The organism is Allobosea sp. NPDC055332, from assembly GCF_053645455.1.
In genome coordinates, this window is sequence record NZ_JBSHMO010000001.1 from 260,760 (window position 1) to 276,497 (window position 15,738).

Annotated in this window: 18 protein-coding genes; 12 read left to right on the forward strand and 6 right to left on the reverse strand. The window is 66.9% G+C overall.

Annotated elements, in window-relative coordinates; genetic code table 11:
- The first annotated feature begins 14 nt into the window (after positions 1 to 14).
- From ACWIGM_RS01370 to ACWIGM_RS01390, 5 genes are all read left to right on the forward strand, one after another.
- Positions 15 to 785 carry a transporter substrate-binding domain-containing protein gene (locus tag ACWIGM_RS01370; RefSeq protein ID WP_454024132.1) on the forward strand — a complete coding sequence of 257 codons (771 nt, stop codon included), beginning with the start codon at positions 15 to 17 and terminating at the stop codon, positions 783 to 785.
- Positions 786 to 848: 63 nt separating this feature from the next.
- Positions 849 to 1,451, forward strand: a complete 603-nt coding sequence (locus ACWIGM_RS01375; RefSeq protein ID WP_454024133.1) for a hypothetical protein — start codon at positions 849 to 851, stop codon at positions 1,449 to 1,451.
- 13 nt (positions 1,452 to 1,464) lie between these two features.
- Positions 1,465 to 2,145 (forward strand): ABC transporter permease, encoded by a 681-nt coding sequence (locus ACWIGM_RS01380; RefSeq protein WP_454024134.1) that lies wholly within the window; start codon positions 1,465 to 1,467, stop codon positions 2,143 to 2,145.
- A 1-nt stretch (position 2,146) separates the two neighbouring features.
- Entirely contained in the window at positions 2,147 to 2,833 is a 687-nt protein-coding gene (locus tag ACWIGM_RS01385; protein ID WP_454024135.1) for an ABC transporter permease, read from the forward strand.
- Between the two features lie 117 nt (positions 2,834 to 2,950).
- The gene (locus ACWIGM_RS01390) at positions 2,951 to 3,961 is read left to right on the forward strand and encodes a hypothetical protein (RefSeq protein WP_454024136.1); all 1,011 of its coding nucleotides are present in this window, start codon (positions 2,951 to 2,953) and stop codon (positions 3,959 to 3,961) included.
- Positions 3,962 to 4,104: 143 nt separating this feature from the next.
- Here the strand turns inward: ACWIGM_RS01390 and ACWIGM_RS01395 are convergent, their stop codons facing one another.
- Positions 4,105 to 5,031, reverse strand: a complete 927-nt coding sequence (locus ACWIGM_RS01395; RefSeq protein WP_454024137.1) for a bifunctional helix-turn-helix transcriptional regulator/GNAT family N-acetyltransferase — start codon at positions 5,029 to 5,031, stop codon at positions 4,105 to 4,107.
- A 126-nt stretch (positions 5,032 to 5,157) separates the two neighbouring features.
- The gene (locus tag ACWIGM_RS01400; RefSeq protein ID WP_454024138.1) at positions 5,158 to 6,789 is read right to left on the reverse strand and encodes a B12-binding domain-containing radical SAM protein; all 1,632 of its coding nucleotides are present in this window, start codon (positions 6,787 to 6,789) and stop codon (positions 5,158 to 5,160) included.
- 411 nt (positions 6,790 to 7,200) lie between these two features.
- Here ACWIGM_RS01400 and murI point away from each other — a divergent pair, with 411 nt between their 5' ends.
- The 5 genes from murI (at position 7,201) to rpsD (ending at position 11,045) form a co-directional block, all read left to right on the forward strand.
- Entirely contained in the window at positions 7,201 to 8,064 is an 864-nt protein-coding gene (gene murI, locus ACWIGM_RS01405) for a glutamate racemase (protein WP_454024139.1), read from the forward strand.
- 68 nt (positions 8,065 to 8,132) lie between these two features.
- Positions 8,133 to 8,354: a hypothetical protein gene (locus ACWIGM_RS01410; RefSeq protein WP_454024140.1), complete on the forward strand. Its 222-nt coding sequence runs from the start codon at positions 8,133 to 8,135 to the stop codon at positions 8,352 to 8,354.
- Between the two features lie 194 nt (positions 8,355 to 8,548).
- Positions 8,549 to 9,538: an alpha/beta hydrolase gene (locus tag ACWIGM_RS01415; RefSeq protein ID WP_454024141.1), complete on the forward strand. Its 990-nt coding sequence runs from the start codon at positions 8,549 to 8,551 to the stop codon at positions 9,536 to 9,538.
- Positions 9,539 to 9,554: 16 nt separating this feature from the next.
- Positions 9,555 to 10,220, forward strand: a complete 666-nt coding sequence (locus ACWIGM_RS01420; protein ID WP_454024142.1) for an antibiotic biosynthesis monooxygenase family protein — start codon at positions 9,555 to 9,557, stop codon at positions 10,218 to 10,220.
- Positions 10,221 to 10,427: 207 nt separating this feature from the next.
- The gene (gene rpsD, locus ACWIGM_RS01425; protein ID WP_152012763.1) at positions 10,428 to 11,045 is read left to right on the forward strand and encodes a 30S ribosomal protein S4; all 618 of its coding nucleotides are present in this window, start codon (positions 10,428 to 10,430) and stop codon (positions 11,043 to 11,045) included.
- Between the two features lie 72 nt (positions 11,046 to 11,117).
- Here the strand turns inward: rpsD and ACWIGM_RS01430 are convergent, their stop codons facing one another.
- From ACWIGM_RS01430 to ACWIGM_RS01440, 3 genes are all read right to left on the reverse strand, one after another.
- A complete protein-coding gene (locus tag ACWIGM_RS01430) occupies positions 11,118 to 12,029 on the reverse strand; it encodes a heparin lyase I family protein (RefSeq protein ID WP_454024143.1) in 912 nt (303 codons plus the stop codon).
- A gap of 125 nt (positions 12,030 to 12,154) precedes the next feature.
- The gene (locus tag ACWIGM_RS01435) at positions 12,155 to 12,388 is read right to left on the reverse strand and encodes a hypothetical protein (RefSeq protein ID WP_454024144.1); all 234 of its coding nucleotides are present in this window, start codon (positions 12,386 to 12,388) and stop codon (positions 12,155 to 12,157) included.
- 96 nt (positions 12,389 to 12,484) lie between these two features.
- Positions 12,485 to 13,201: an MgtC/SapB family protein gene (locus tag ACWIGM_RS01440; protein ID WP_454024145.1), complete on the reverse strand. Its 717-nt coding sequence runs from the start codon at positions 13,199 to 13,201 to the stop codon at positions 12,485 to 12,487.
- Positions 13,202 to 13,471: 270 nt separating this feature from the next.
- On the opposite strand from ACWIGM_RS01440, the gene ACWIGM_RS01445 reads away from it, so the two are divergent.
- Entirely contained in the window at positions 13,472 to 13,717 is a 246-nt protein-coding gene (locus ACWIGM_RS01445; RefSeq protein ID WP_454024146.1) for a hypothetical protein, read from the forward strand.
- Between the two features lie 88 nt (positions 13,718 to 13,805).
- On the opposite strand, the gene ACWIGM_RS01450 is transcribed toward ACWIGM_RS01445, so the two are convergent.
- Positions 13,806 to 14,474, reverse strand: coding sequence for a Spy/CpxP family protein refolding chaperone (locus ACWIGM_RS01450; protein WP_454024147.1), 669 nt, complete (start codon positions 14,472 to 14,474; stop codon positions 13,806 to 13,808).
- Positions 14,475 to 14,713: 239 nt separating this feature from the next.
- On the opposite strand from ACWIGM_RS01450, the gene ACWIGM_RS01455 reads away from it, so the two are divergent.
- Complete coding sequence (locus ACWIGM_RS01455) at positions 14,714 to 15,712, forward strand: P1 family peptidase (protein WP_454024148.1); 999 nt, start codon at positions 14,714 to 14,716, stop codon at positions 15,710 to 15,712.
- The last annotated feature ends 26 nt before the right edge of the window (positions 15,713 to 15,738 follow it).

Sequence of the window (15,738 nt, forward strand, 5' to 3'; positions counted from 1 at the left end):
CAGAGGGGTCCGCCATGACGCTCAAGAGACTGATGCACGCCGCGCTCGTCCTGTTCGCCACAAGCCTTGCCTCCGCACAGGCTGACGCCGAGACCAAGTACAAGATCGCGACGGAAGGCACCTATCCGCCGTGGAACTACAAGGATGCGTCCGGCAAGCTGGTCGGCTGGGACATCGACGTCGCCAATGCGCTCTGTGAGAGGATGAAGGCGTCCTGCGAGATCATCGCGCAGGATTGGGACGGCATCATCCCCAGCCTCCTGGCCAGGAAATACGATTTCATCGTCGCCAGCATGGGCATCACCGAGAAGCGCAAGCAGCAGGTCGCCTTCACCGACCGGTACAAGGACACCATCTCGCAGTTCGTCATCAAGAAGGGGACGATCAAGGACTTCACACCCGAGGGCCTTGCCAGGAAACGCATCGGCGTCCAGCGCGGCTCGATCCAGCATGACTTCCTGATCAAGTCCTTTCCCAAAGCCGAGATCGTCGTCTTCGACAAGCCGACCGATGTCGAGCTCGACCTGCTCTCGGAACGGATCGACCTGCTCTTCGCCAACAAGATCACCTCCTTCATCGGCCTGCTCAAGCGGCCCGAGGCCGCTGCCTTCGAGCTCGCCGGACCGGAGTTCAAGGGAGGCCTCCTGGGCGACGGCAACGGCATCGCCCTGCGCAAGGAAGATACCAGGCTCCTCGCCGAGCTGAACGCCGCCCTGGCCGCGATCATGGCCGACGGAACCTATGACCGCATCACGGCGAAGTACTTTCCCTTCAAGCTGATGTGACCCTGCCGGCCTCCCCCCGGACCGCCGCCGGGGAGGCCGCTCGCGAACCGCAAGAGTGCTCTCATGATCGTTTTCGCCACGCTCGGCCCGGGCGGCACCAACCACGAACTCGTCACGCGACGCTACATCGCCTTCCACGGGCTCGACGACGCGCAGATCGAGCTGGTCGACGACTTCGACCAGGCCGTCGACCTCATGAAGAATGGAAAGGTCGACTACATCGTCCAATGCGCGGTGCATCCGGATACGCCGAGGACGATCGGGTTGAATTTCCGCGACATCTTCGCCTGCGACACCTTCATCTCGCCGAGCAAGGATCTTGCGATCCTGACTCGCGTCGACGTCGACCAGCCGCGCACGCTCGGGCTGATTTACCCCGCGACCTCCTCCTATGTGGATGTCTCGCGCTGGAGCGAGCTCAAGCCGATGGCGTCGATACCCTACATCCTGGACGCGCTTCTGGAGGGCCGCATCGACTCCGGCCTGGTCTATCTGGAATATGCCGCGCGCCATTCCGATCGACTGCGCGTCGACGAGATCATCGGCTCCCCCGACGATGCCTGGATCGTCTACGGTCGGGAGCGCACCTATCGCGACGGCGTGCAGGCTTGCCGCAACAGTCCCGTCGCGGAGCTGTTGAAGCGTTCCGCGCCGCAGACCGCTTGAGCCGGGGCGCAAGATGACCTTGCTGGCCTCGGGCTATGGACTGCAGCTCCTCTGGGGAGCTCTCGTCACCGTCTCGCTGACGCTCTGCGCGCTGGCGATCGGCACCGCGCTGGGCATCGCCGGTGCCAGCGCGAAGCTGTCGCGGCACCGCGCCTTGCGAGCCGTCGGTGGCGGCTACACTGCAGTCGTCAGGGGCATCCCCGACCTGATCATCATCTACATCCTGTATTTCGGCGGGACCGTCACCTTGACGAAGCTGGCCGGCCGCTATGTCGAGGTCAGTGAATTCGCCGCCGGCGCCACGGCGCTGGGCTTCGTCTTCGGCGCTTATGCCAGCGAGATCTTCCGCGGCGCGATCGGCAAGGTTCCGAAGGGGCAGCACGAGGCCGGCCATGTGCTGGGCCTGAGCGCCGTCGCGGCGTTCCTGCTGATCATCCTGCCGCAGGCCTGGCGGCTGGCCCTGCCGGCCTTCGGCAATCAGAGCCTGATCCTGCTGAAGCAAACCTCGCTGGTCTCGGTGATCGGGCTCGAGGAGCTCGCCCGCGCCGCGAGCGTCGTCTCAGGCTCGACCCGCGAACCGTTCACGGTCTTCGCCGGCGCCGCCGCGATCTACCTCATCCTGACCGCGACCGGGACGCTGCTGCTCCAATATGCCGAGGCACGGTCCACCAGAAAGTACGCGGGCGGAGCCTGACATGCTTGACCTGGGCATCATCCGATCCGTCTTCCCCGACCTGCTCAACGGCGTGGCCCTATCGATCAAGCTGTCGCTGCTGATCCTCCTCTTCGGCCTTCTCCTGGCGCTGCCGGTGGCCTTCGCCCGGAATGCGACCTCCCCTGCGCTCCGCCATGCGTCGAGACTCTATATCCTGTTCTTCCGCGGCGTTCCGGCCATCATCCAGGTCTTCCTGGTCTATTACGGCCTGGGCCAGTTCCAGGCCGTCCGCAGCTCGATCCTGTGGCCGGTCCTGCGCGATCCGTTCTGGTGTCTGATCATCGCCCTGTCCCTCAACGGCTCGGCCTATACCGGCGAGCTGCTCGCCGGGGCGATGCGCGCCGTGCCGCGCGGGCTCGTCGAAGCGGCCCGCGCGCTCGGCCTCTCGCAGGCGCGGACCCTGCAGACGGTCGTGGTCCCGCTCGCCGTCCGTGCCGCCCTGCCAGCCTACAGCAACGAGGTCATCCTCACCGTCAAGGCCACCTCGCTGGCGAGCACGATCACGCTCCTGGACGTCACGGGCGCGGCAAAGCTGGCCGCCTCGCAGACCTATGCTCCCTACGAGGTCTTCATCGCAGCGGGGGTTATCTACTTCGTGCTGACCTATTCGCTGTCCTACGGGCTGAGACAGCTGGAAAGCGCGCTCGCTGTCGAGAGCCGGCACTAGAACAGCTTCGAGCGCGCTGGGCGTCACGCAAGACCCGCTCAATCGCCCACAAGGCTTGCCCGACCCGCCCGGTCTTTGCCACCATGGCGAGCCTGGGGATCGATGCGGAGCCTGATGATGCGCCTGTCGCTCATTCTCGCCGGTGTCCTGCTGGCCTCGCCGGCATTCGCCGCCGGACCCTATGCGAAGTTCTCGGTCGGCAACTGGGCCGGTGGCGCCTTCACCAACAACCAGACCGGCGAGTTCTCGCACTGCGCCGTCTCCGCGAGCTACAAGAGTGGCGTCACCATGCACGCCTCGCTCAACGGCAATTACGGCTGGAATCTCGGCTTCTCAAACCGCGCCTGGGGGCTGAAGCCGGGCTCCGACGTGCCGATGGAGCTCGTCTTCGACCGCAACGACACCGTCCGGATCAACGCCAAGGCGGTGCAGCCGCAGCTCGTCGTCGTCACCATGCCGGCGAACTCCAACATCGTCCGCGCCTTCCGCGGCGCCGAATTCCTCGAAGCCAACATGCTGGGCGCGCGCTACACCTTCCGCCTGACTTCGACCGCCGAGATCATGCCGGCGCTGCTCGACTGCGTGAAGGCGAACGCCAATCTGAAGGTTGCGCCCGGGACACCGGCGCCCGCGCAAGGCGATGGCACGACGACAGCCGCCGCGGCCGATCCGGCGATCCAGCTCGAGGCTGTGACGCTCGCGACCAATTTCCTGCTCAAGACGCAACTGCCCGAGCCGAAGGTGCTGAGCGGCCCGGAGGCGCCCTCAGGCATCGGTGGCAACGGCGCCGGCTGGCGGGCCAAGGGGGCGACCGGCCTGGTACGCGTCCTGGCAAATCCGAACCAGAAGGATGTCGACGTCGCCGCCGCGGTCTCCGCTGCCGATGCGCGCAGCTGCCAGGGGAGGTTCGCCTCGGGCCGGACCACCGATACGGTCGAGGGCAGCAGCGTGCTGCGCGGCTTCTCCTCCTGCGAGAATAACGGCGATGCCCGCTATTCCGAGTTCTACGTGCTGCCGCGCAAGCAGGGTGGCTTCGTCATGTTCTCGGTCGTGACGACGGGCGACGGTTCGCTGCACCAGCAGCGCCGCGCCGATTTCCAGCGGGCGGCGCTGACCTCGGTGCAGTGACGGCGAATGTTTCGCCTCTCCGTCATGGTCGGGCTTGTCCCGACCATCCACGTCTTCCTTCATCGAAAATGGTGTTCAAGACGTGGATGCTCGCCACAAGGGCGAGCATGACGAACTGGAAACATGTCGCCTTACAGCGAGCGCTACAGGTCCCGCTCCCAGTTCTGCCCGACCAGATCCTTGCCGAAGGAATGGTGCTTCTCCTCCGTCACCAGCCTGAAGCCTTCGGCGACGTAGATGGCGCGGGCTGCGTGCAGGATGTCGTTGGTCCAGAGCGTCATGCGGCGATAGCCGGCCGCGCGGGCGAAGGCGATCGCTTCCCGCACCAGGCGCTTGCCCAGGCCCAGCCCCTGCGCCCGCGTCTCGACCAGCACGAGCCGGAGCTTGGCGATCTCGCCGTTCTCGCGCACGACGAAAGCCGAGCCGACCGGCTCGCCGTCGAGCTCGGCGATGAAGCAGCGCTCCTGCCCCGGCTTGAACTCGCGCAGGAACTTCGCCGCGATTTCGGCGACCAGCGCCTCGAAGCTGATGTCCCAGCCATAGACCTCGAAGTAGAGTCTGGCATGGGCCGAGATCACCCAGCCAATATCGCCGGGACGATGCTCGCGGATCGTCACCGATGGCTGCGGGCTGGCGGCGCCCGACAGCAGCGTCTGCGCCCGCTCCAGCGCAGAGACGAGCGTCGCCTGCTCGCCCGTGCCCAGGCGCGACAGGATCGTGTCGGCCTGCCGGCGCGAGGCTTCGTCGAGCGGCGCGAAAGCCTCTTGCCCGGCCTGCGTCAGCTTCAGCTCATAGGCCCGGCCGTCGCCATCCGCCCTCGCCCGCTCCAGCCAGCCGAGTTCGATGAAGCGCTTGAGCAGGCGCGAGAGATAGGCCGGGTCGAGCCCGAGCTCGCGCGCCAGCTCCCCGGCCCGCCAGCCATCGCGCTGCGCCAGTTCATAGAGCACGCGCCCTTCGGTCAGCCCGAAGCCGGAGCCGTGCAGATCGCCGCCCAGCGCCCCGATGAAGCGGGTATGGAAGCGGCCGAAACGGCGGATCGCCGCGATCGCGGGTGTATCGATGGCGGACATGCCGAACCTCCTCCCGGCGCGAGGATTGCCATTTAATGGACAGAGTCAACTAAATTATCACGTCGTGGACCGGATCAGCCTGGAGGGAGCCATGCCCACGAACAGGTGGTCGCGCCGCGAGCCCTTTCACACGGGGACTGCCGCAACCGCCCTGGATATGCCCAGCGGGGCAGGAAAGGCTGCGGGTTGAGCATCGGCCAGATTGTCGATCTGCCGCTGCACCTGGGCGATGACCTGCCGCGAGAACGGGCCGAGGTGGAGATAGAGCGCGACCATCATCAGCACATAGGGCAGTGCCTGCCGATTATTGACGAGACAGTCGACGACCGTCTTCCAGAATTCGCCTCGCACGCCTCCCTTCGCCGTCGTCATGCGCCAGAGCAGCCGCACGGATGATCCCAGTTCCTGCCACTCAATCGATTTCGGCAGTTCGAGACGACGATTGCTGCAATCAAGCATCCGGCCGACCCGCCGGACACGGCCAAAGAATGCGGCCGGCGCATAAACCGCTTCCAGAACGGCCTTGTAGTCAGAAAGGATGGCGCGGCGCGGGCGGCTGGTCACGAAGTTGAGGCCGGCCGTACACTGGTCGCCCAGCCCTTGCGCATGGTCGGCCTCTTCGTGCGAGATGAGGCGGCCTTCGCGGTCGAGGCGCCGCGTCAACTGGGTATTGGGCAAGGCGTAGAGCAAGCCGACCATGCAGACCGGGATCGCAGTATCCTCGATGCAGTCGATCATACCGCGCGCGACGCTACCTTTTTCGCTATCGAAGCCGAGGATGAAACCGGCGTTCACGAAGAGCCCTGCCCGATAGATCCTGTGGACGCTCTCCTGCAGGCTGCGACGGGTGTTCTGCTTCTTTTGCGTCGAGATCAGCGTCTCGGTGTCCGGGCTCTCGATCCCGACGAAAATCGTGAAGAAGTTGGCTTCGCTCATGGACTGCATCAGGGCGGCATCATCGGCGAGATTGATCGATGCCTCGGTGGAGAATTCGAACGGAAAGTTCTTCTCCCTGATCCAGCCCGCGAGCGCGGGCAGAAACTGCTTGAGCGCCTTCTTGTTGCCGATGAGGTTGTCGTCGACGAAATCGACATGGCCGCGGTATCCGAGCCGGTACAGCGTATCCAGTTCCGTCAGGACCTGAGCGTTCGTCTTGGTGCGCGGCACGCGACCATACAGCTCGATGATGTCGCAGAACTCGCAGTTGAACGGACAACCGCGGGAGAACTGCACGCCGACATGCAGGTAGTGCCCGAATTTGAGGAGGTCAAAACGCGGCGTCGGGCTCCGGGTGACGTCGGTCTTGCCCATCTCGGAACGGAAGGTGCCGCGTCTGGCGCCGGCAGTCCAGGCTTCGACGAAGCCGTCGAGAATCTCCTCGGCCTCGCCGAGCACCAGGAAGTCCGCGGCCTTGTAGATGTCGGGTGTGGAGGTTGCATCGGGGCCGCCGACTACGACCGGCTTGCCTTGGGAACTGCAGCGCGCGATGACCGCGAGCGTCCCGTCCTGCTGCGGCAGCATGCCTCCCGTCATGACGAGATCGGCCCAGGCGAAGTCCCGGTCGTCGAGCTCCTCCGCGTTCAAATCGACGAGGCGGACATCCCAGTGCGCGGGAAGCAGCGCGGCGACGGTGATCAACCCGAGCGGTGCAGCGGGATGGCGCGCACCGGCCAGTTCGCAGGTCGCCTTGTAATTCCAGAATGATCCTGGATTGAATCGCGGATAGATCATCAACACCCGGCAGCCATCGGCAGACATGTCGTCTCCTGTCCAGCGCCAGGGCGCCAGTCTCGGCACGCTCCGGCATAGTCTCGGTCGGCCATGGCCGCGGCAAACGGGCGGCGCCCGGCGAGCACGAACCCGTTTCAGGTCGGACAGGCAGCAAGGACCATGCCGGGCGGGCTTGGGGAGATACTTGCCGCCAACAGCCTGAAACAGGCCGGTTTCGCGATGCGGACGCGCACCACGCTCCTCCAGAAATTGGACGAGCCTCCAAATCATGGAGCGGAGAAGCGTGACCAGGTCCGGCGCCCACTCGTGGCGGCGCGCCCCTGCTGCGGGTCGGATGATTAATCGAAATTTTTACACCCGGGAGACAAGCTCGACACTCATCGAGAACCGGGTGAGGGCCCGATCGAGGGCCAGACGGACGCTATGAGTATGAGTGCGATGCGGGTCGATCTTCTCGCCGGAGCCGGCTATGTCGCGCCGATGCTCTCCTTGCGAACCCCGACCATCCTCGTCTTCGATTCCGGCCTCGGCGGGCTGACCGTGCTGCGCGAGGTCATGCGCCAGCGCCCGGATTCCGACATCGTCTATGCCGCCGACGATGCCGCCTTCCCCTATGGCCGCCTCGACGAGCAGGCCCTGGTCGCGCGCGTGCTCGCAGTGATGGAGCGCCTCGTCGACCGCTTCCACCCAAACCTCGTCGTCATCGCCTGCAACACCGCCTCGACTCTGGTGCTGCCGGCCTTGCGCGCCCGCTTCGCCATTCCCTTCGTCGGCACCGTCCCGGCGGTGAAGCCGGCCGCCGAGCGCACCCGCAGCCGCCTGATCTCGGTGCTGGCGACACCCGGCACCGTCGCTCGCGACTATACCCGCGACCTGATCGAGAACTATGCCAATGGCTGCGAGGTCACCCTGGTCGGCGCGCGCAACCTCGCCGGCCTGGCGGAAGCGGCGCTGAAGGGCGAGCCGGTCGACGATGCGCAGATCGCAGCCGAGATCGCACCCTGCTTCGTCACGCGCGACGGTCGGCGCACCGATGTGGTGACGCTCGCCTGCACGCATTACCCGCTGTTGCTGGCGCGCCTGCAGCGGCTCGCGCCCTGGCCGGTCGAGTGGATCGACCCCGCCCCGGCGATCGCCCGGCGCACGGCGCAATTGCTCGGCTCGGCCCAGCCGCGCCCGGACCCGGCCTCGACCGTCGCGGTCTTCACCGATGGCGCGCGCCTGTCCGGCCCGGCCCATATCGCGCTCGCCGGATTCGGCCTGGCCCGGATCGAGACCGAGCCGCTGCCGCTCGCAATCTGACCCTAATTTGGAACCGTTCTGATCTGGAGGCGTTATCAACGCTGCAACCCGTGACAGGGGAGAGATCGATGAAGAAGCTGATCCTGGCCGCTGTCCTCGGCCTCGGCGCCATGCTGTTCGGTCTCGGTGGCATCGACGATGCGCAGGCCAAGCCGAAAGGCTGGCATGGACATAAGGGCCACCATTACGGCCACAGCTACGGCCCGCGCCGCCATCATGGCTGGAATCGTGGCCGGCATCTCGGCTGGTACAAGCACCCGCACCATCGCCGCGCCTATTGGCGCTACTAGGAGCAACCGGAGCGGGCTCATCCTGGCGGGAAGCATCTCGCCACCAACCCTACGGCGATGACCGAAGCGATCGCGCAGAACAGCGCAAGGCCATCCGGGTTATTCTCTGACGATCATCAGGAGCCGCGAGCACGGCCGAAGGCGGCCTTCCGCCCTTGGTCCCTGTCGCGCGCCCGTATCGCCGGAGAACTGCCTTGATTGCTGCCGACATTGCGCTGCTCGACCCTCGGGAAGAGCATTTTCTGATTCCCGGCCCGATCGACGGCCTGCCGCTGTTCCTGCGCCATCTGCCGGCGCCGGTGAGAACAGTCTCGCCGCGTCGCGCAGTTCTCTACATCCATGGCGCGACCTTCCCCTCGGCGCTGTCGATTGCCCATCGCTTCGACGGGCGCTCCTGGCGCGATGCGCTCTGCGAAGCCGGCTTCGACGTCTGGGGCCTGGATTTCTACGGCTACGGCCATTCCGGACGCTATCCGGCGATGGACGAAGCGGCGCCAGCGAACCCACCGCTCGGCAGGGCCGACGAGGCTGCATCGCAGATCGAGGCTGCCGCCCGCTTCATCCTTGGCCGCAGCGGTCTCGACCGGCTCTCCCTGATCGCGCATTCCTGGGGCTCGATGCCGGCCGCCCGCTTCGCCGGAACTCATCCCGACCAGGTCAATCGCCTCGTCCTGTTCGGGCCGATCGCCCAGCGCAAGCCGTCAGGCAACGCAGGCTCCCCCGGCGCGCCGGCCTGGCGATTGATCACGCTCGACGATCAGTGGCGACGTTTCATCGAGGACGTCCCGGCTGGCGCCGAGCCGGTTCTGTCGCGCCGGCATTTCGATGATTGGGGCGAGCGCTATCTCGACAGCGATCCACAGGCGCGCTCGCGCGAACCGGCCGGCGTCAGGACGCCCGCAGGCCCGCTCGCCGATATCGGCAGGGCCTGGCAGGGGCAATTGCCTTACGATCCGGCTGCGGTCCGCGCGCCTACCGCGATCATCCGCGGCGAGTGGGACAGCCTGACCACCGACGCCGATGCGCGCTGGCTCTTCGAGGCCTTCACCGTCTCGCCGCTGAAGCGCGACATCAAGCTCAGTCGCGGCACGCATCTGATGCACCTGGAGATGATGCGCTTTGCGCTCTGGCAGGAGAGCGTCACCTTCCTTGCCGGCGCCGACGCGCCGGCCCTCGCAGCTTGAACCGACGGAGAGACCGATGTTTTCCGTGATCTTCGAGGTCCACCCTCACGCAGACCGCAAGGACGAGTATCTCGCGCTCGGCAAGCAGCTGAAGCCGATCCTCGAAAGCATTGACGGCTTCATCGACAATGAGCGCTTCGAGAGCCGTCTGCGGCCGGGCTGGATCCTGTCGCATTCGTCCTGGCGCGACGAGAAATCGCTGGTCCGCTGGCGCGCGCAGGGCGAGCACCACGCCGTGCAGCGCAAGGGGCGCGACGAGGTATTCGCGGATTATCACCTGCGCATCGGCGAGGTGATCCACGACAGCGTTCCGCAGGAACCCTCACTGGAGGGCCGGCGCCTCGACGAAACCGAAACCGGCGTCGCCAAGGTCGCGAGCTTCACAGAGATCACGCCGGAAGACGGCGTCGATCTCGGCGAGCGGCCGGATGAGCTGCCTCACCAGATTGGCGTGGTCGGCGCGGCCGGCCTAGTGGAGCACGATCTCTTCGCCAGCATCTACACCCCCGGCAAGCTCGCTCTGCTCGCCTCCTGGCGCGATGCTAAGGCGGCCGGGGCCTTCGTACCGAAGCCGGGCGCGAGTGTGACGGCGCTGCGCCATCGGACGGTGCGGATCATCCGCGACTATGGCCGCTTCGACAGACGGGAGGCGCCGCAATATCACCCACCGGTACAGCGCTGAGCGGCCTCCGGCAGCAGAAATCTGTCCTTCGGGTTTGACAAATCGTGCCGGCAGTGCTTGTAAGCCGGCGTCGCGCGGCTCCTCACGGGGCCGCGTGGCTTTTTCCGCACCCGTGATCCGCTTCTCTTCGGAGGCCGGATCTGTCGCCCCGGAGACGGGGACAGGAGGGCGCGGTCCTCAACTCGCGAACCATAGAGGACACGCGACATGTCGAAGCGCCATGAGGCGAAGTACAAGATTGACCGCCGCCTCGGTCAGAACATCTGGGGCCGTCCGAAGTCCCCGGTCAACCGCCGCGAATACGGCCCCGGCCAGCACGGCCAGCGCCGCAAGGGCAAGCCGTCCGACTTCGGCACCCAGCTGCGCGCCAAGCAGAAGCTGAAGGGCTATTACGGCTCGATCTCCGAGAAGCAGTTCCGCCGCTACTACGCCGAGGCGATCCGCCTCAAGGGCGATTCGGGCGAGAACCTGGTCGGCCTGCTCGAGCGCCGTCTCGACGCGGTGATCTACCGCGCCAAGTTCGTCCCGACCGTCTTCGCCGCCCGCCAGTTCATCAATCACGGCCACATCACCGTGAACGGCAAGCGCGTCAACATCGCCTCCTATCAGGTCAAGCCGGGCGACGTGATCGCGATCAAGGAGAGCTCGCGCCAGCTCGCCATCGTGATCGAGTCGGCCGCCCTCGCCGAGCGCGACGTGCCTGACTACATCGACGCCGACCACACCAAGTCGACCGCCACCTACACCCGCACCCCGACCCTGACGGACGTGCCCTACGCGGTGCAGATGGAGCCGAACCTGGTCATCGAGTTCTACTCGCGCTGATCACGGCCTGCGGGGTGGTCTCCACCCCGCTTACGGTCTGTTTCAGGAGAGGGCTTCCCGCCCTCTCCTTTTTTATTGGCCGCTGCCGGCGAGTTTGTCCCAGGCCGGATGGCCGGCCGGGTCCTGCGCCCAGAAGGCGATGTCGTCGAACAGGATCGTCTGGCTGACGCCCGGCAGCGCGTCACGATAGATGCCGAAGCGCGGCTGCGTGTCGATGAAAGGCTTGCCGTCCTTCATCGTGCCATAGCGCGGATAACCGAGCACGCCGCGGAACTCCGGGCAGGCACGTCCGTCGAGCCAGAGCCTGAGGCGGCTGTCACCGGCCTGCTGGCTCGGCCGGATCATAACATTGACGCGATGCCAGCGATCGGGCTCGACCGGCCAGTCGCCGCAGAACTGGGCCTGGCCGAGACTGTCACCGCAGCTGTCGGTCCCGGCCGTCTTTGCCCGGAAGACCGGCTTGCCATTGTCCGAGTCGACCTCGATCTTGAACAGCGGGTTGGCGGCGTCGCAGATCTCCTCGCCGCCCCTGCCCTTCTCGTAGCGCAGGTCGATGTTCTGCTTGATCTGCTGGATCACGGTGCGGTTGCGCCGCGGCGCCCATGGCGCTTCGACCCGGAAGCGGAAACTGTACCAGCTCGTCGCGTCGAAGCGGATCAGCTCCGCCGTCATCTGGACCTCCGACCGTTCGGTAGGCGTCGAGCCGGGGTTGGGGTCGTAGGCGTCACCCGGCTTCACCGTGATGGCCAGCGCCGGCCTGTCCTGCCCCGCCCGCTCGCCATCGACGCAGCGAATGCGATCCGCGCGCACCGCCTTGTCGAGCTGCCCGGAGACCTTCCAGTCTGTGGGATTCAGGCAGCTACTCGCGAAGCGAGCCTCGAAGGCCGGCGCCGGCGCCTCGGCAAGGCTGGGACCACAGATGAACGACATCCCGCAGAAAAACGCCGCAGCTGCATAGCTGCGGCCTGTCACGCCACTCGTCATCGAGCCCTCGCCAGCCATTGCCCGAGGCGAGCTTACCGGCATGGCGACAAGGATCAATCGCCCGCATCGCCGCCAGGTATCACCGCCGAGGGCCACTACTCTCCCTGATATCGATACCGGCGCGTTCAGACGGCCTGCCTGCGCTCGATCTCTCGACTGACCGCATCCCATAGCCGAGCGCTTCTCCAGTCGCGCCGCGCGCGGGCAAGCTGGGCGACCTGCCGTGCCGTGTCCAAGGCCGAGGGGCCTTGCCGCTCCATCAAGGCTGCTGCCTCATCCTTGACGATATAGCGCCAGTGAAAAACGCACTCGATAACCCAACTCACAATGTCCGATGAGAACCGGGCAGGATTGAACATCTGAGCCCCTGCGGCACTGCGGTAGACCGCGCCAGCTTCGATAGTCGCCACATGTCGTGGCAGTCGGCAATGAACTTGCGCGACGCAGGGTAAGCCTCAATCACTGGTGCTGCTCTCCCAGGTCGCGTGGGTGACGCCGGCCACACGCTCGATGCGCTCGACCACCGCGTCGAGCTCCTTGCGCTCGACCGCCGTGCTGATCAGCGTCGCGACGATCTCGATCGCCTCCTCGCCGCGCTCCACGGTCTTGACGTCGCCGACCGGATAGCTCGCCTGCTCGAGCAATTCGACCATGGCCTCGCGCACCGAGGGCAGCGCCTCCGGGTCGGTGGTGACGACGACCTCATAGGTCGCCTCGGACGCCTTCTCGTTGATCGGCGTCCGGTTGATCGCATTGACCAGCGGCCGCAGCAGCGTGTTGCCGGCGATGACGAAGACGGTGACGAGCGCGCCCTCCGCCACCATGTCGGCGCCGGTGCAGGCGCCGACCGCGGCGGCGCACCAGAGCGTCGCCGCGGTGTTGAGGCCGCGGACGTTCATGCCTTCCTTCATGATCACGCCGGCACCAAGGAAACCGATGCCGGAAACGACATAGGAGACGACGCGCACCGCCTCATGCGCGCCAGCCATGCGCATGGCGAGGTCGACGAAGGCGGCGGCCCCGACCGCGACCAGCACCGTGGTGCGCAGGCCGGCCGTGCGCTGCCGGTATTGCCGCTCGGCCCCGATCAGCGCGCCGAGCACGAAGGCCGCGAGCAGGCTGACGACCGAGTCGAGGAAGGGATAGAGATCGAAGGTCTGGATGAAGCGCATGCGCCTGCCCCCCGGTGACGGCGGCGCGCTTCCGATCGCCGCGACCGGCCGCCTATAGCGGGCGCGTTGTGACAGTTCAATGAAGCGCGCCCGTCGATACCTGCCACTCCGGCAGAGCGTTGACTCGGCATCTCAAGCAGAGACGGCAGCGCCCTGGCCGGACTCGCGAATTCAGCTCTGCGGCGCCCGTCCGCGCGCACGTCGGCAGGGCATGACGTTGCGTCGCGACTCAGGTTAGCGTTCAGACCTCGCCATAGGGACCATCGCGCCATGAAGACCCTTATCCTTGCAGCCCTCGCCGTCGGCCTGTCGAGCGCCGCCTTTGCCCAAAGCCCAAGCTGCAATGCTCAGGCCGCCGAGAAGAAGCTCGCCGGTGCGGCCAAGACCAGCTTCGTCACCAAATGCGAGAAGGATGCTGGTGCGGCCTGCGACAAGCAGGCGGTCGACAAGAAGCTCGCCGGCGCCGCCAAGACCAGCTTCACGACGAAATGCGTGAAGGACGCGGTCGGCACCTGACACGCCGCGGGGCGCCTCATCGGGCGCTCTCCCCAAAGAAAAGGGCGGCCTTGCCGGCCGCCCTCGCTTCTCCTGATCAGCCAGGCCGTCAGGTGCGATCGTCGTCGTCATGGCCGCGATCGCGCCAGCGGCGCGGACCGCGGTCGTCATCGCCATAGCGGCCGCGATCATCACCGCGGCCATGCCATTCCATCCAGCGCCCGCGCATCTCGCGCATGCGCTCGCGCCCTTCCGACATCGCCTGGCGCACGGCCCGGCGCGCTACGGTCTTCTGCTCGTCCGAGAGCGTCGACCAGAGCGGGCGCACCGCGTCCGCCATCTCCTTGCTGCGGGCGGCGCGCTCGGCCTGGCGGTTCGCCCTCATGTCGAGCCGCTCCATGATGTCGGCGTCGCGATAGGTCTCGCGCTGCTCGCGCATCTTGGCGAAGCTCTCCCGGCGCTGCTCGGCGCTGCGCTTGATCAGCGCCTCCAGCTTCTCGAAGGCCGGCACCTGCTCCGACTTCAGCTTGAGGTCGGTGCGCAGCTGCGCCAGACGCTCGTTCATCCGGGCCGTGGCGCGCTCGGCCAGGCGCTGGCGCCACTCCTCGCGGCGGTCGGAGCGGTCGCTGCGGTCGGCCCGGTCGCCGCGCGGCTCGCTCTGCTGCTGCCCCGGCGGGTTGCTGCCGGGCGCGGGAGGAATCGGCTGCGGCTGCGCGATCGCCAGCGTCGCGGCCACAGCCGCGGCACTGGAAGCGACGATGAGGGCAATGCGTTTCATGAAGGCTCTCCGTCTGCTGCTATCGAATACGGTTCGCTGGCGGGTCTCGAAGCCGGGTCGCGATGCCATCACGGTGCCGTAGTCGGCCTCACCCGGTCATGGCGCCAAGGTGACAAGATCGTAATGTCGGCACGACGCGCCAGCGAGCGGGAAGTTCCGGCGGGTCGCAGGGCGGCACCGAATCGGGGCACCATCGCCGCAAGGCTCGTGTCTCCACTGAACGGCAAAGAGTTCCAGCCATGCGCAATCTCATCACCGATGTTCGTGGCATTGTCGTGGGCAATGCCGAGGACGCCGCTGCCGCGACCGGCGTCACCGTCGCTTTGTTCGAACGGCCGAGCATCGCCTCCGTCGCCGTGCTCGGCGGCGCACCGGGCACGCGCGACACCGCGCTGCTCGAGCCGGGCATGACGGTCGAGCATGTCGACGGGATCGTCCTCTCCGGCGGCTCGATCTGGGGCCTGGCCGCGGCCGATGGCGCGATGAGCTGGCTTGCCAGGCAAGGGCGGGGATTCTCGATCGGCGGATATCGCGTGCCGATCGTACCGCAGGCGATCCTGTTCGACCTCAACAATGGCGGCGACAAGCCCTTCGCCCGAGGGGAAGGCGAGGCCCCCTATCGCGCGCTCGCCGAGAAGGCGAGCGCCGCCTCGGCGGCCGAGTTCGCGCTCGGCAGCGTCGGTGCCGGCCATGGCGCAACCACGGTCAACCTCAAGGGCGGGCTTGGCTCGGCCAGCGCAGTCGCCGCGACCGGCCAGATCGTCGGCGCACTGGTTGCGGTCAACGCCGTCGGCTCGGCCACGATTGGCGACCACCCGCACTTCTGGGCCGCCCCTTACGAGCGGGACGGCGAATTCGGCGGCCGCGGCTGGCCGATGGCGATCCCGCCCGAGGACCTGACCTTGCGCTTCAAGGGCGGCCCCGGCGCCAACACCACCATCGCCTTGGTCGCGACCGATGCCGCGCTGACCAAGGCGCAGGCCAAGCGCATGGCGCTCTGCGCCCATGATGGGCTGGCCCGCGCGCTGCGGCCTGTCCATGCCCCGCTCGACGGCGATGTCGTCTTCGCCGCCGCGACCGGCCATAGCGGCGCGCCCTCCGACGCCTATGCCTTGACCGAGCTCTGCGCCACCGCCGCCGACGTGCTGGCGCGCGCTGTGGCGCGGGCGGTATACTGCGCCAGCGCCCTGCCCTTCCCGGGCGCCAGGCCGGCCTGGCGCGACAGGTTCGGCGCATAGGCGGCCCGCCTGCAGCCGCCGCGATG